Raw genomic sequence first — 14,261 nt, forward strand, 5'->3', positions numbered from 1 at the left:
GGACACCGTCATCGCGAGCAAGCTCGCTCCCACAGGGGAACAGCTTGACGTTCCAGATCGATTACAGCCCCTCGTCCAATACCTTCGCCAGCATATCGACAAAGAAATCCACACTCTGACGCGTGGTCACCATCGGCGGTTTGATCTTGAGGATGTTCAGATAATCGCCAGTCGGTTGCATGAAGATCCCTAACTCCCGCAGACGATTGCACAGCACCATGGTTTCTTCAGTGGCCGGTTCCAGGGTCTCGCGATCACGGATCAGTTCCACGCCCAGGTAGAACCCGGAACCATGCACCGCACCGACCAATGGATACTGGTCGATCAAGGCCTCCAGTCGAGCCTTGAAGTGCCCGCCAACCACCCGTGCGTTTTCCCAGAGATCGTCTTCTTCCATGACATCCAGCACCGCCATGCCGATCTGGCAACTGACCGGGCTGCCACCGGCCGAGGAGAAGAAGTACCCCTCGGCTTCCAGTGCCTCGGCGATCTCCCGGCGGGTGATGACCGCACCCAGCGGCTGGCCGTTGCCCATGCCCTTGGCCATGGTAATGATGTCCGGCACCACGCCTTGCTCTTCGAAGCCCCAGAAAAACTCGCCCATGCGTCCGTAACCGACCTGCACCTCGTCGGCGATACAGACCCCACCGCGCTCACGCACCATCGCGTAGACCTGCTTCAGGTAACCGGGCGGCAGTGCGATCCCACCGGCGTTGCCGTAAACCGGCTCACAGATGAAACCGGCGAGCTGACGCTTGCTCTCGGCAATTTTCGCCAGGTTGTGCTCGACGCTGCGCACGTAGTCCGGCGCACTGCCGGGACCACGGAACTCGCCACGGTAGGTGTTCGGGGCGGTCACCGGGTGCACCCAGTCCGGGCGGCTGCTCAGGGCCTGGGGGTTATCGGCGATGGACGTCGACACTGCATCGGCGGCCACCGACCAGCCGTGATAGGCCTCCAGCACACTGAGCATGTCCCGTCCGCCGCTGTAGGCCCAGGCCAGGCGGATCGCCAGGTCATTGGCCTCGGTGCCGCTGTTGACCAGGAACACCCGGTCCATGTTGGACGGCGACAGCGCCAGCAGACGCTCGGAGAATTCGGCGATCGCCGCGTAGTGGAAACGTGAGTTGGTGTTGAGCAGCGACCATTGCCGGGCAGCCACCGCCGCCATGCGTGGATGGCCGTGGCCCAGCACGGCGACGTTGTTGAGCATGTCCAGATACGAGCGGCCCTGCATATCGATCAGGTGGTTGCGCCAGCCACGCTCGATGCGCGGCGGATCGACGTAATAGTGTTTCTGCGAACGGGCGAAGCTCGCATCACGGCGGGCCAGCAGTGCCTCGGGATCGACCTCCGGCTCGGCATCGCACGCCAGCCCCAACAGCACCGCCGGCGAAGGGCAAAGCGCCTGCCAGGCCGGGGCCCTGGAGGGCGTGCAGAACAGCGGCGGATTCACCTGGGCGCCCCGGCACAACTGGACCTGCAACGGCCCTGTCACTTCACCCAGCACCTGCCCCTTGACCAGCGCCGCCCCGGAATGCAACGGCGACGTCACGCCCCACAAGCGCACGCTCAACTGCGCGCTGTCCAGTTGCAACATACCGTCGGCGGCCTTGTGCACGACCCCGGCGAACGGCGATTCGAGCGGCGTGCCCTGGGGCACACTCAACGCCACGTGCAATGGATAAGTATCGGGTTCCACGGCGCTGTCCGGCCGGGTGCGAGACAAACGGTACTGCCCGTAGCGGCTGGCGGCCAGGCCGTGAAGCCCGGCGGCTTCGTCCAGCAGACGCTGGTCGATCCCGGGCTGCTCCCAATTGCCGGCCTCGAAATGCGGGCTCAACACACCCAGGTCGATCAGGGCGAACTCACGCCCCACCAGGGTCGGCAACAGCGGCGCAAAGCCCTCGCTGGCAATGGCCGGCAGGCTGTGGCCGACGGCGGTGAGTATCGCCGCTTCCATCAGTTCGAAGGGCACCGAGTGAGCCACTCGGAAAATCTCCCACTCATGGGCCAGGTTGTCGCGGCTGTATTGGTTGTCCGGGTCGATGGAAACCTGCTGTTCACCGCTGAGCACCAGCACCGCGGCGCGCGCCACGATCAGTGGCCACAGCGCCAACAGCTCCTGATGTTGCAAGGGATTGACCGCGTGGTAGGCCTTGATCGCCGGCAAGATGAAGAACGGATCGCCATCGGCGTGATGCAGCAGGGCCGCGCACGTCACCGACAAGTCAGTGATGCGCCAGGTACGGACCAGGTCGCCGAAATCGATGACGCCCTGCAATTGCCACTGGCGCTGGGCGTCGCGCTGCCAGACCACGTTGTCATCGGTGATGTCCATGTGGATCGCCTGCACCGGCAAGCTCGCCTTGAGCGGTTGTAAGCGCCGCTCGGCCTGTTGCGCGACCTCGGCGACCAGATGGCGCCGCTGTTCATCCGCGATGACAGGCAACAGGTACTCGACCAGGGCCGGGGCATGGCGCGCATCCCATTGCAGGGTGCGCTCCAGGCCCGGGTGGTCGAATGTCGCCAGGGCCAGGTCCATTTCCGCGCACAGGCGGCCCAGGCCCGTTACAAGCTCGGGGGGCAGGTGCTTGAGTTGCGTAAGGGACTGGCCGTCGATGTACTCCAGCAGGCGCATGTGAATCGCTTGGCCGTCGACGTCCAACGTCAACAGGTCCAGCCCGTTGCTGGCGCAAATCACCCGCGGGACTTTCACCGTGTCGTGTCCGGCCAACTGCTTGAGGGCTGCGTGTTGGGCCTGTATTTCCGGGACAGCGTAGTCGCCGTGGCAAATTTTCAACACAAAGCGCCCGCGTTCGCTGTCGACGCGGTAGTTGAGGTCCTGGTTGCTGCCAAGGGGTCGCAGGTCGCCGCTGAGTCCGTAATTCAAGCGCAACAGCACCAGCGCTTGCTCGGCGCTGATCTGTGGGCTTGGCAAACTGGCACGGTGAACCAACGTAGCGAATGGCATACAAGGACCCCTGAGGTGGTTTTGTTCGGATGCCTATCTCGCCACTGAGTCTGAGGATAAGCAACCCCTCTGTTCAAAAATATGCACAGCCCTCCTGAGACGCCGTGTGGGGAGGATGTGTCCGGGGGATATTCGCTTGCGCCACTCCCGCCATGTCGACAAGCTATGCTCCTATGCTTTGTCGTCCCACGGAAAAAGGCTTAACCGGATGCGCATTCTCATCACAGGCGGTGCTGGCTTCATCGGCTCGGCGCTCATACGGCACTTGATTCTCGATACCGAGCACCAGGTCCTGAACCTCGACAAGCTGACGTACGCCGGCAATCTCGAATCGCTGAGCAGCATCGATCACGACAGCCGCTACGAATTCGTCCAGGCCGACATTGTCGATCAAGCGACCGTCAGTGCGGTGCTCGCGCAATTCAAGCCTGAAGCCATCATGCACCTGGCGGCCGAGTCCCATGTAGACCGCTCCATCGATGGCCCGGCAGACTTCATCCAGACCAACATCGTCGGCACCTACAGCCTGCTGGAAGCCACCCGCGCTTATTGGCAGGCCCTGGCCGAGCCGCAGAAACGCGCGTTTCGCTTCCACCACATCTCCACCGACGAAGTGTATGGCGACTTGCACGGCGTGGATGACCTGTTCACCGAAACCACCGCCTATGCCCCAAGCTCACCGTATTCGGCGAGCAAGGCGGCGTCCGACCACCTGGTCCGCGCCTGGCAACGCACCTACGGCTTGCCCGTGCTGTTGACCAACTGCTCGAACAACTACGGGCCGTTTCACTTCCCCGAGAAGTTGATCCCCCTGGTGATTCTCAATGCGTTGGCCGGTAAACCGCTGCCGGTCTACGGTAATGGCCAGCAAGTGCGCGACTGGCTGTTCGTCGAAGACCATGCCCGGGCGCTGCTCAAGGTCGTCACCCAGGGCGCGGTCGGCGAGACATACAACATTGGCGGGCACAACGAGCAGAAAAACATCGACGTGGTGCGCAGCATCTGCGCGCTGCTCGAAGAGCTGGCGCCACGCAAACCCGAAGGCGTCGAGCACTATGCCGACCTGATCAGCTTCGTCCAGGATCGCCCCGGCCACGATCTGCGCTACGCCATCGACGCCAGCAAGATCGAACGAGAACTGGGCTGGACACCTCGGGAAACCTTCGAGACCGGGTTGCGCAAGACCGTGCAGTGGTACCTCGAGAACCTGCTGTGGTGCCAACGTGTCCAGGACGGCAGCTATCAAGGCGAGCGCCTGGGCTCGCTCGACAACAAGGATGCAATTGCATGATGAAAGGCATTGTCCTGGCCGGCGGTTCCGGCACCCGCCTGCACCCGATTACCCTCGGGGTTTCCAAGCAGCTCTTGCCGATTTATGACAAACCGATGATTTATTACCCGATCTCGGTGCTGATGCTCGCGGGCATCAAGGACATTCTGATCATTTCCACCCCCCAGGATCTGCCGCAATACCGCAACCTGTTGGGCGACGGCCAGCAGTTTGGCGTGCACTTCAGCTATGCCGAGCAGCCATCGCCCGATGGCTTGGCCCAGGCGTTCCTGATCGGCGAACAGTTCATTGGCAGCGACTCGGTGTGCCTGATCCTGGGCGACAACATTTTCCACGGTCAGTATTTCGGCGAGCAATTGCAGACGGCTATCAACCGGCCAAGTGGCGCGACGGTGTTCGGCTACTGGGTCAAGGACCCCGAGCGATTTGGCGTGATCGACTTCGACTCGGAAGGGCGGGCGATGTCCATCGAAGAAAAACCCACCGCGCCTAAATCCAGCTACGCGGTGACCGGCCTGTACTTCTACGACAACGACGTGATCGAGATCGCCAAGAGCATCAAGCCCTCCAAACGCGGCGAACTGGAAATCACCGACGTCAACAACGCCTACCTGCAACGCGGCGACCTGCACGTCGAGCGCTTCGGCCGCGGTTTCGCCTGGCTGGACACCGGCACCCACGACAGCCTGCTGGAAGCCTCGCAGTACGTGCAGACCATCGAACATCGCCAAGGCTTGAAAGTGGCGTGCCTGGAAGAAATTGCCTACCAGCAAGGTTGGGTCAGCCGCGAACACATCCTTGAGCGCGCCCAGTATTTTGGCAAGACCGGCTACGGCCAGTACCTGTTCAAGATTGCCGGAGAAACACGTTGAACGTCATCGCCACCCGCTTGCCAGACGTCCTGATCATCGAACCGAAAGTCTTCGGTGACGATCGGGGTTTTTTCTACGAAAGCTTCAATGCCCGGGCGTTTGCCGAGGCGACCGGCTGCACCCTGCCGTTCGTCCAGGACAACCACTCACGCTCCACCCGGGGCGTGTTGCGGGGCCTGCACTATCAGATCGAACAGGCCCAGGGGAAACTCGTGCGCGTCACTGCCGGGGAGGTGCTGGATATCGCGGTGGACATTCGCCGCAGCTCGCCGACCTTCGGCCAATGGGTCAGCGTTCGCCTGACGGCGCAGAACCATCGACAACTGTGGGTGCCACCAGGGTTTGCCCACGGCTTCGTCGTGCTGAGCGAATCGGCAGACTTCCTCTACAAGACCACCGATTACTACGCCCCCTCGGCCGAGCGCTGCATTCGCTGGGACGACCCGCAACTGGCCATCGATTGGGAGCTGGAAGGTGCGCCGATCCTCTCGGCCAAGGACCAGAACGGCAAGGCCTTGCACGAGGCAGACCTGTTCCCATGAATACCCCCCTGCGCATCCTGATCGTCGGCCGCAACGGCCAGGTTTCCCGGGCACTCCAGTCGCGCCTGAGCGGCATGGGCGAGTTGCTCGTACGCGGCAGCGACCAGCTCGATCTGGCGCAACCGGACGCCCTGCGCGCGCCCATCGAAGCCCTGAACCCCGGCCTGATCATCAATGCCGCCGCCCACACGGCCGTCGACCAGGCCGAGAGCGAACCGGAACGGGCATTTGCCATCAATGCCACGGCACCGGGCATCCTGGCCCAGGCAGCGCTCGACCTGGGCGTCCCGTTGATTCACTACTCCACCGACTACGTCTTCGATGGCCTCAAGCCCGTCCCCTACACCGAGGACGACACGCCCAACCCGCTGAGTGTCTACGGGCGCAGCAAATTGGCCGGCGAACATGCCATCGGCCAGGCAGGCGGCCAGCACCTGATCCTGCGTACCAGTTGGGTGTACTCCACCGAGGGCCGCAATTTCCTGCTGACCATGCAACGCCTGTTGCAGGAAAAACCGCAGCTGCGGGTGGTGGCCGATCAGATTGGCGCACCGACCTGGGCGGGCACCATTGCCGACAGCACCGCCCAACTGATCGAACGCTGGCAGGCCGGTCAACCCGGAGCCTGGGGCACCTATCACCTGACGGCCCGGGGCGAGACCTCCTGGTTCGGTTTCGCCCAGGCCATCGGCGAAAACCTGCTTGAGCGACACAAGCCGTGTGCACTGCTGGAGCCCATTGCGTCCAGCGCTTACCCGACGCCGGCCCCTCGACCGCTGAACTCGCGCCTGGACTGCGACCGCCTGCTCAAGGAATGGGCGGTGAGCCAACCCGACTGGCGAGACGCGTTGCAGCAGTGTCTTGCCGGACAAGCCTGGTAAGGCCTTACAAATAGTATTTGCGAGGCAACTAGGCATAATACGCCTGTCACCACAGGCGCCCGATGCTCATGAATTCCACCCTTCCCCGCAGACCCCGTTGGCGCAGCCTGGCCTTGCTCGCGCTGTGCCTGGCGCCGTTGCTGTGGCCGTTGGAGCATCTGGCCGAACGTTATTACCGCAGTGAACTGGCTGGACAGAACCGCCAGACCCTGGACCTTTACGTCGCCAACCTGTTGGGCACGCTGCACCGCTATGAGGTGCTGCCACAGATTCTCGGCGACCTGCCGGCCTTGCGCGCCGCCTTGTCGGCCCCGGACGACGGTGTGACCCAAGGCAATGCCAACCGGCTGTTGAAAAACATCAGCGCCCAGACCGGCGCGGAAGTCATGTACCTGATGGACCCCACCGGCAAGACCCTGGCGGCGTCGAACTGGGACAAGCACGACAGTTTCGTCGGACGCAACTTCGCCTTCCGTCCGTACTTCATCGAAGCCATGGCCGGGCGCCTGGGGCGCTTCTTCGGCTTGGGTACCACGTCGGCCAAGCGTGGTTACTTCTTCGCCGCCGCCGTGCGCGACCGCGAGAAAGTCATCGGCGTGCTGGTGGTCAAGGTCGACCTCGACCACACCGAAAGCCTGTGGGGCAAGACCCCGGAACAGTTGCTGGTGACTGACCACAATGGCGTGGTCATCCTCACGTCGCGCCAGGAATGGCGATTTCGCGCGACCCGGCCGTTGGGTGACGACGAGCGCAAGGCCATCAGCGCGGTACAGCCTTATCCGACCCGCGACCCCAAGCCGCTGAACCTGGATGCCAACGCCTGGCTGACCCAGACACAATCCATCGAAGAAACCGGCTGGAGCGTGAGCATTCTCGCCCCGCGCACGCTGATCGACCGTCCGGTGCGCACTGTGGTCGCCATCGGCGGCGCGGCTTTGCTGGTCTTGATGCTGTTGCTCGGGTTGATGATGCAGCGCCGGCGCCATTATCTGGATCGGATCGCCTTCGAAGCCAAGGCCCGTCACGAGCTGGAGGGGCGGGTGGCCGAACGGACCAGCGACCTGGAAGGCCTGAACCGGCGACTGCGCCAGGAGGTGCTGGAGCGCGAGCAGGCCCAGCAGGAGTTGGTCCGTGCCCAGGATGACCTGGTGCAAGCCGGCAAGCTGTCGGCCCTGGGCACCATGTCGGCGAGCATCAGCCACGAACTCAACCAGCCGCTGGCGGCGATTCGCAGCTACGCGGAAAACGCCGAGATATTGCTCGACCACCAACGCACCGAGGATGCCCGGGGCAACCTCAAGCTGATCAGCGAACTGACCGGGCGCATGGCCTCGATCATTGCCCACTTGCGCGCCTTTGCCCGCCGCGATCGCCATGCCCCGGAAAGCGTCGCCCTGCAACCGGCGCTGGACGACGCCCTGGCGCTGCTCGCCAAACGCCGGCGCAGCATGGAAGTGGAACTGATCCGCGACTTGCCGGCCGCCACGCTGTGGGTCGAGGCCGGCGAAACCCGCCTGCGCCAGGTACTCGGCAACCTGTTGGCCAACGCCCTCGATGCGCTCACCGAGAAAGGCCCGCCACGCAGACTCTGGCTCAGCGCCCAGGCCACCGACACCGGCGTCAACCTGTACATCCGCGATAACGGCCCGGGGTTTTGCATGGAAGCCCTGGGCCGCGCCGGTGAGCCCTTCTACACCACCAAGACGCGCACCCAAGGCCTTGGCCTGGGGCTGGCGATCTGCGACACCCTGATGCGCGCCTTCGGCGGCGAACTGTCGTTCGCCAACCACAAGGAAGGCGGCGCCCTGATCACCCTGAAGCTGCGCGCCGGCGCGCCCGGGGTGAGCCTGCAACCGTCCGAGGACCGAAGTGTATGACCATCGACAACCGGATTGAGGTGGTGCTGATCGATGACGATCCCCATCTACGTCAGGCCTTGAGCCAGACCCTCGACCTGGCCGGCCTGAAGATCCTGCCCCTGGCCGAAGCCAAGGGCGTGGCCGGGCAACTGCCCCGTGACTGGCCGGGGGTGGTGGTCAGTGATATTCGCATGCCGGGCATGGATGGCCTCGAACTGCTGGGCGAACTCCACGCCCAGGACCCGGAACTGCCGGTGCTGCTGATCACCGGCCACGGCGACGTGCCGCTGGCGGTGCAAGCGATGCGCGCCGGGGCCTACGACTTCCTGGAAAAACCTTTTGCCAGCGATCATCTGCTCGACAGCGTACGCCGCGCCCTGGCCTTGCGCCGCCTGGTGCTGGACAACCGCAGCCTGCGCCTGGCCCTGAGCGATCGCCACGAACTCAGCGCCCGCCTGGTCGGCCAATCGACTCCGATGCTGCGCTTGCGCGAGCAGATCGGGGCACTGGCCGCCACCCGCGCCGACGTGTTGATCCTCGGTGAAACCGGCGCAGGCAAGGAGGTGGTTGCCCGTGCCTTGCACGACCTCTCAAGCCGACGCAATGGCCCCTTCGTGGCGATCAACGCCGGAGCCCTGGCCGAGTCGGTGGTGGAAAGCGAGCTGTTCGGCCACGAGCCCGGTGCTTTTACCGGCGCGCAGAAACGCCGTATCGGCAAATTCGAGTTCGCCAATGGTGGCACGCTGTTTCTGGATGAAATCGAAAGCATGAGCCTGGATGTCCAGGTCAAGCTGCTGCGCCTGCTGCAAGAGCGCATGGTGGAGCGACTGGGGGGCAATCAACAGATCCCGCTGGATATCCGCGTTATCGCCGCGACCAAGGAAGACCTGCGCCAGGCCGCCGATCAGGGGCGTTTCCGCGCCGACCTGTATTACCGCCTGAACGTCGCGCCGCTGCGCATACCGCCGTTGCGCGAACGGGGCGAGGATGCGCTTATGCTGTTCCAGCATTTCGCCAACGAAGCCAGTACTCGCCATGGCCTGCCGCCCCACGAATTGCAGCCGGCGCAACGGGCGTTGCTGCTGCGCCATAGCTGGCCGGGCAACGTCCGTGAACTGCAGAACGCCGCCGAACGTTTTGCCCTGGGACTGGAACTGGCCCTGGACAACAGCGCGCCAGACGGCAGCCCCGGCGCACCGGTGGAACTGGTCAGTGGCGGCTTGAGCGAGCAGGTGGAAAATTTCGAGAAAACCCTGATCGCCGCCGAACTGGCGCGCCCCCACAGCTCGGTGCGCAGCCTGGCCGAAGCCCTGGGCATTCCCCGCAAGACCCTGCACGACAAGTTGCGCAAGCATGGCCTGACCTTCGGCGACAGCAGCCAGGGTTCGGCCGATGAGTCCGATTGAATAATCGTCATTTCCCCGTCAAGCAAGAGGCCCCGCAATGAACCGCGACAGCCGTTACCTGGAATCGATCCTGCACCACGACATCCCCTTGACCCGGGACATGGGCCTCAAGGTGCTCGATTGGCAGGCTCGGCAACTGCGCCTGTTCTTGCCGCTGGCGGCCAACGTCAACCACAAGAGCACCATGTTCGGCGGCAGCCTGTATTGCGGCGCCGTACTGGGTGGCTGGGGCTGGCTGCACCTGGCCCTGCGTGAGGAAGGCATCGAAGACGGACATATCGTGATTCAGGAAGGGCAGATCAGCTATCCACTGCCAGTGACCCGCGATGCGACTGTCGTCTGCGATGCGCCCGAGGAAAAGCTGTGGAAACGCTTCCTGGCCACGTATCGGCGCTATGGCCGGGCGCGGCTGGCGTTGCAGACGCAAGTGTTGAACAGCGGGAGCGAGGACGTGGCAGTGCAGTTTGAGGGGCAGTACGTGTTGCACCGCTGACTTTGGAAAACACCGCAAAACCTGTGGCGAGGGGATTTATCCCCGTTGGGGCGCGAAGCGGCCCTGTTTTTTGGGGCTGCTGCGCAGCCCAACGGGGATAAATCCCCTCGCCACAGATAAATCCCCTCGCCACAGAGGATCGGAGGCGGCTTAAGAGCTGGCCAGTTCCAGTAACTTGCCCCGCCACGGCGCTTTGGCCGGCAACGCCAGGAATGACGTATTCAACAGCGACTCCCGCGGTGGATAGCAGAACGTTTCACCGCTCAAGTCCAACACCTCGCCACCCGCGCCTTCCAGCACACCCTGGGCGGCGGCGGTGTCCCACTGGGAGGTCGGCGCCAGCCGGGGATAACAATCCGCCGCGCCTTCGGCCACCAGGCAAAACTTCAACGAACTGCCAATACTGGTCAGTTGCAGCTCGCCCAGGCTCTCGCTCAAGCCCTCCAGCAAGCGTTCCTGCGCCGGGCTGGTATGCCGGCGACTGGCGACCACGGTGAACGTTTCGCCCGGCGCCAATGCATCACGAACCGCGATAGGCAAAGGCACACCGCCCTTGTCGCCACGCCAGGCACCCAACCCGGCGCCGCCGACGTAAAAGCGTCCATTGGTCGGCATCGACACCACACCGAACACCACGCGGCCCTGTTCCACCAAGGCGATATTGACGGTGAACTCCTCGCTGCCGGAGATGAACTCCTTGGTGCCGTCCAACGGGTCCACCAGCCACCAGCGTTGCCAGCCGGCACGTACGCTTTGGGCGATATCGGCATCCTCTTCGGAGAGAATCGGAATATCCGGGGCCAGCGCCGTCAACCCGGCCACGATCACATCATGAGCCGCCATGTCCGCGGCAGTCACCGGCGACTCGTCGGCCTTGTGGTTGACCTGTACGTTGGCGCGCCAGAACGGCAGGATCGCTTCACCGGCCCGGAGCGCCAGTTCGACTACCGGAGCCATCAACGGATGAGGGAAAGTCATGACAGGAACGCTCCACGCTGGGCCAGCAGGTCACGGGCCAGGTACAGCGCCGCCAAGGCCCGGCCCTCGGTGAATTGCGGGTTCTGCGCCAGGGCCGAGAGCTCACGCAGGTTGACCTTGTCCACACCCATCGGCTCGGGTTCGTCGCCCTCCAGCCTTTCCTCATACAGATCGGTAGCCAGCACCACCTGGATCTTCTGGCTCATGTAGCCAGGGGACAGCGATAACTCGGTCAGGTGTTCCAACTGTCGCGCGCCGAAGCCGGCTTCTTCCTTGAGCTCCCGCTCGGCCGCCGCCAGCACATCTTCCCCTGGCTCGATCAAGCCCTTGGGCAGGGACAGTTCGTAGGCATCGGTGCCACCGCAATACTCTTCCACCAGCACCGCGTGGTCGGCGTCGAGCATCGCCACGATCATCACCGCGCCGTAGCCCGCACCGTTACTCGCCAGTCGTTCATAGGTACGCTCCACACCGTTGGAAAACCGCAATTTCAGTTCTTCCACACAGAACAGGCGGCTGGTAGCGACGATCCGGCGATCGAGTATGGTGGGTTTCTGGCGCATAAACGGCTCCCTGGGCGATAGCGGGCTACTATACCCGGCCTATTCTGATTGTTTGTGTCGGATATCCGATTACCGCTGGAGAAGTTTTATGGCCTTGCTGCCCTGGCATGAGATCGATACGGTCCTACTGGACATGGACGGCACCCTGCTGGACCTGCATTACGACAACCATTTCTGGCTCGAACACCTGCCCCAGCGCTACGCCGAACTGCATGGCGTGAGCCGGGCGATGGCCGAGATGGAACTGCAACCCCTGTTCGAGCGCAACGCCGGCCAATTGCAGTGGTATTGCCTGGATTTCTGGAGCACTGAACTGAAGTTGCCGGTGCGCGAACTGAAGTTGGAAACCGCCCACCTGATCGCCTTGCGCCCGGACGCCGATACGTTCCTGGGGGCAATCCAACGGGCCGGCAAACGCGTGGTGATGATCACCAATGCCCACCGCGATTCGTTGTCCTTGAAGCTGGAACGCATCGAACTGGCCCCCTACTTCGAGCGTTTGATCAGTTCCCACGACTACGGTTTCCCCAAGGAAAATCCGCAATTCTGGGACGCGCTGCAAGCCGACCTGAATTTCGACCCGGCCCGCAGCCTGTTCATCGACGACACCCTGCCAGTGCTGCGCAGCGCCCGGGACTTCGGCGTGGCGCACCTGCTGGCCGTGAGCGAGCCGGACAGCCGCAAAGGGCCAAAGGACACGGGGGAGTTTGACGCGTTGGGGGATTATAGGGACTTGATTGCCGGGCTTTGAGGCTGTTGTGGCGAGGGGATTTATCCCCGCTGGGCGCGAAGCGACCCTGTTTTTTGGGGCTGCTACGCAGCCCAGCGGGGATAAATCCCCTCGCCACAGGTAAGGCTACTCAGGAATACGCAGCACCTGCCCCGGGTAGATCTTGTCCGGATGCGACAACATCGGCTTGTTGGCCTCGAAGATCTTGTTGTACTTGTTCGCGTCGCCGTATTCGGCCTTGGAGATGGCGCTGAGGGTGTCGCCCTTCTTCACCGTCACGAAACGCGCCGCCTTGGCCACCGGGCCCGTCACGGTGATCTGGTCGTCGACACTGCCAACGCCAGCGATATTGCCCACCGCCAACAGGATCTTTTCCTTCTCTTCCTGGCTCCCGACTTCACCGGTCACGATGACTTTGTCGCCTTCGACGGTGGCCTGAACGTTCGGATTGCCCAGGCCGACCTTTTCAATATGCTCTTTCAGTTGCTCGCTGGCATTGGCATTGCCGGGGGTCAGCAGGTCGATCAGCTTTTCACCGGCTTCCTTCACAAAGCTAAAAATACTCATGGCACGCGCTCCCTGATTTAAGTGTCCAGACGCAAAGACTAGACCAGGCGAGACGAACCCGGTTCCCAGCCGACCAATGACCCCGCCACGCGCAAGCGCTAGAATCCGGATCTTCCCGCGCCCTGGAGCGAAGATGGACATCAAGCAGCTGAAATTTCTCATCGCGCTGGACGAAACCCGTCACTTCGGCCAGGCCGCCGCACGCTGCCATATCACCCAGCCGACGCTGTCGATGCGCCTGCGCAGCCTTGAAGAAGAACTCGACCTGCCGCTGGTCAACCGCGGCCAGCGCTTTGAAGGTTTCACCGCGCCGGGGGAACGGGTGCTGGCCTGGGCGCGCACGGTGCTGGCGGCCTATGACGGGCTGCAGGCCGAAGCGGCGGCCTGTCGGGGCAACCTGGTGGGTACGCTGCGCCTGGGCGTGGTGCCGTTGTCGGACTTCGACCCGCTGGCGATGATGCAGCGCTTGCACACCGAGCACCCCAGCCTGCGTTTCGAATTGTCGTCCCTGAGCTCCGAACGCATCCTCGAACAGTTGGCGAACAACCGCATCGACCTGGGCGTTTCCTACCTGGAACGCCTGGACAACGAACGTTTCGAGGCCCTGCCCTTCAGCCCCACCCGCATGGGCCTGCTTTACGACCAGCGTTATTTCTTTTTCGGTGAACAACCGCTGAGTTGGGAAGCCCTGATCGAACTGCCCCTGGGCATGCTCACCAGCGGCATGCATTTTCGCCAGTCCATCGACCACAACTTCCACAGCCGGGGCCTGACGCCCCAACCGCTGTTGCAAACCGACGCGGTGCACCAATTGTTACAAGCTGTGCACGGCGGGCTGTGTTGCGCGGTGATGCCCCTGGACAGCGGCCTGGACGTCCTGACCGAGGACTTGCGCATCCAACCCATTGAAAACGCCCAGACGCTAGTCCCGCTGGGCCTGATCATGCGGCGCGGTGCCCCCCGCTCGGCGTTGGCAGAGGCCTGTTTTGCCCTCTACCAGAAATCAGCGACGACTTCTTGATCGACGTCATCTATTGGAAGATCAGTAATAGCGATTAGACGTGGCAGATTGCCGCATTTAGTCTTAACACTATTCCTACTTTCA

Annotated in this window: 13 protein-coding genes; 9 read left to right on the forward strand and 4 right to left on the reverse strand. The window is 63.1% G+C overall.

What is annotated here, in order from left to right; all coding sequences use genetic code 11:
• Window positions 1-61: 61 nt before the first annotated feature.
• Window positions 62-2,974 (reverse strand): aminotransferase, encoded by a 2,913-nt coding sequence (locus tag BM317_RS18085; RefSeq protein ID WP_092475504.1) that lies wholly within the window; start codon window positions 2,972-2,974, stop codon window positions 62-64.
• A gap of 208 nt (window positions 2,975-3,182) precedes the next feature.
• Here BM317_RS18085 and rfbB point away from each other — a divergent pair, with 208 nt between their 5' ends.
• From rfbB to BM317_RS18120, 7 genes are all read left to right on the forward strand, one after another.
• On the forward strand, window positions 3,183-4,265 hold the full coding sequence (gene rfbB / locus BM317_RS18090) for a dTDP-glucose 4,6-dehydratase (RefSeq protein WP_092169157.1): 1,083 nt from the start codon (window positions 3,183-3,185) through the stop codon (window positions 4,263-4,265).
• On the forward strand, window positions 4,262-5,137 hold the full coding sequence (rfbA, locus tag BM317_RS18095) for a glucose-1-phosphate thymidylyltransferase RfbA (protein WP_092475507.1): 876 nt from the start codon (window positions 4,262-4,264) through the stop codon (window positions 5,135-5,137). The genes rfbB and rfbA overlap by 4 nt, the downstream gene beginning before the upstream one ends.
• Window positions 5,134-5,679: a dTDP-4-dehydrorhamnose 3,5-epimerase gene (gene rfbC / locus BM317_RS18100; RefSeq protein ID WP_092169160.1), complete on the forward strand. Its 546-nt coding sequence runs from the start codon at window positions 5,134-5,136 to the stop codon at window positions 5,677-5,679. The genes rfbA and rfbC overlap by 4 nt, the downstream gene beginning before the upstream one ends.
• Window positions 5,676-6,560, forward strand: a complete 885-nt coding sequence (rfbD, locus tag BM317_RS18105; protein ID WP_092169163.1) for a dTDP-4-dehydrorhamnose reductase — start codon at window positions 5,676-5,678, stop codon at window positions 6,558-6,560. Before rfbC ends, rfbD begins: the two co-directional genes overlap by 4 nt.
• 68 nt (window positions 6,561-6,628) lie before the next feature.
• A complete protein-coding gene (locus BM317_RS18110) occupies window positions 6,629-8,437 on the forward strand; it encodes a sensor histidine kinase (protein ID WP_092169409.1) in 1,809 nt (602 codons plus the stop codon).
• Window positions 8,434-9,825 (forward strand): sigma-54-dependent transcriptional regulator, encoded by a 1,392-nt coding sequence (locus BM317_RS18115; protein WP_092169166.1) that lies wholly within the window; start codon window positions 8,434-8,436, stop codon window positions 9,823-9,825. Before BM317_RS18110 ends, BM317_RS18115 begins: the two co-directional genes overlap by 4 nt.
• A 37-nt stretch (window positions 9,826-9,862) precedes the next feature.
• A complete protein-coding gene (locus tag BM317_RS18120) occupies window positions 9,863-10,318 on the forward strand; it encodes a YiiD C-terminal domain-containing protein (protein WP_092475511.1) in 456 nt (151 codons plus the stop codon).
• Between the two features lie 150 nt (window positions 10,319-10,468).
• Here the strand turns inward: BM317_RS18120 and cysQ are convergent, their stop codons facing one another.
• Together cysQ and nudE are read right to left on the reverse strand one after the other, a co-directional pair.
• Complete coding sequence (cysQ, locus tag BM317_RS18125) at window positions 10,469-11,296, reverse strand: 3'(2'),5'-bisphosphate nucleotidase CysQ (protein ID WP_092169172.1); 828 nt, start codon at window positions 11,294-11,296, stop codon at window positions 10,469-10,471.
• The gene (nudE, locus tag BM317_RS18130) at window positions 11,293-11,859 is read right to left on the reverse strand and encodes an ADP compounds hydrolase NudE (protein ID WP_060739656.1); all 567 of its coding nucleotides are present in this window, start codon (window positions 11,857-11,859) and stop codon (window positions 11,293-11,295) included. Before nudE ends, cysQ begins: the two co-directional genes overlap by 4 nt.
• A gap of 88 nt (window positions 11,860-11,947) precedes the next feature.
• Between nudE and yrfG the strand changes: the two genes are divergently transcribed.
• On the forward strand, window positions 11,948-12,610 hold the full coding sequence (gene yrfG, locus BM317_RS18135) for a GMP/IMP nucleotidase (protein ID WP_092169175.1): 663 nt from the start codon (window positions 11,948-11,950) through the stop codon (window positions 12,608-12,610).
• 105 nt (window positions 12,611-12,715) lie between these two features.
• Here the strand turns inward: yrfG and lysM are convergent, their stop codons facing one another.
• On the reverse strand, window positions 12,716-13,156 hold the full coding sequence (gene lysM / locus BM317_RS18140) for a peptidoglycan-binding protein LysM (protein WP_060739658.1): 441 nt from the start codon (window positions 13,154-13,156) through the stop codon (window positions 12,716-12,718).
• Window positions 13,157-13,289: 133 nt separating this feature from the next.
• On the opposite strand from lysM, the gene BM317_RS18145 reads away from it, so the two are divergent.
• Window positions 13,290-14,177: a LysR family transcriptional regulator gene (locus BM317_RS18145; RefSeq protein WP_060739659.1), complete on the forward strand. Its 888-nt coding sequence runs from the start codon at window positions 13,290-13,292 to the stop codon at window positions 14,175-14,177.
• Window positions 14,178-14,261 lie beyond the last annotated feature (84 nt).

It is taken from the genome of Pseudomonas sp. NFACC24-1, assembly GCF_900115235.1.
Taxonomy (GTDB): Bacteria; Pseudomonadota; Gammaproteobacteria; order Pseudomonadales; family Pseudomonadaceae; genus Aquipseudomonas; species Aquipseudomonas fluorescens_AA.

What these genes read in the sequence shown, in the direction of transcription:
- BM317_RS18115 (WP_092169166.1), top strand. Translation starts at nt 8,434, where the DNA reads ATGACCATCGACAACCGGATTGAGGTGGTGCTGATCGATGACGATCCC.
- BM317_RS18110 (WP_092169409.1), top strand. Translation starts at nt 6,629, where the DNA reads ATGAATTCCACCCTTCCCCGCAGACCCCGTTGGCGCAGCCTGGCCTTG.
- BM317_RS18085 (WP_092475504.1), bottom strand. Translation starts at nt 2,974, where the DNA reads ATGCCATTCGCTACGTTGGTTCACCGTGCCAGTTTGCCAAGCCCACAG.
- BM317_RS18120 (WP_092475511.1), top strand. Translation starts at nt 9,863, where the DNA reads ATGAACCGCGACAGCCGTTACCTGGAATCGATCCTGCACCACGACATC.
- rfbD (WP_092169163.1), top strand. Translation starts at nt 5,676, where the DNA reads ATGAATACCCCCCTGCGCATCCTGATCGTCGGCCGCAACGGCCAGGTT.
- yrfG (WP_092169175.1), top strand. Translation starts at nt 11,948, where the DNA reads ATGGCCTTGCTGCCCTGGCATGAGATCGATACGGTCCTACTGGACATG.
- cysQ (WP_092169172.1), bottom strand. Translation starts at nt 11,296, where the DNA reads ATGACTTTCCCTCATCCGTTGATGGCTCCGGTAGTCGAACTGGCGCTC.
- rfbB (WP_092169157.1), top strand. Translation starts at nt 3,183, where the DNA reads ATGCGCATTCTCATCACAGGCGGTGCTGGCTTCATCGGCTCGGCGCTC.
- BM317_RS18145 (WP_060739659.1), top strand. Translation starts at nt 13,290, where the DNA reads ATGGACATCAAGCAGCTGAAATTTCTCATCGCGCTGGACGAAACCCGT.
- lysM (WP_060739658.1), bottom strand. Translation starts at nt 13,156, where the DNA reads ATGAGTATTTTTAGCTTTGTGAAGGAAGCCGGTGAAAAGCTGATCGAC.
- nudE (WP_060739656.1), bottom strand. Translation starts at nt 11,859, where the DNA reads ATGCGCCAGAAACCCACCATACTCGATCGCCGGATCGTCGCTACCAGC.
- rfbA (WP_092475507.1), top strand. Translation starts at nt 4,262, where the DNA reads ATGATGAAAGGCATTGTCCTGGCCGGCGGTTCCGGCACCCGCCTGCAC.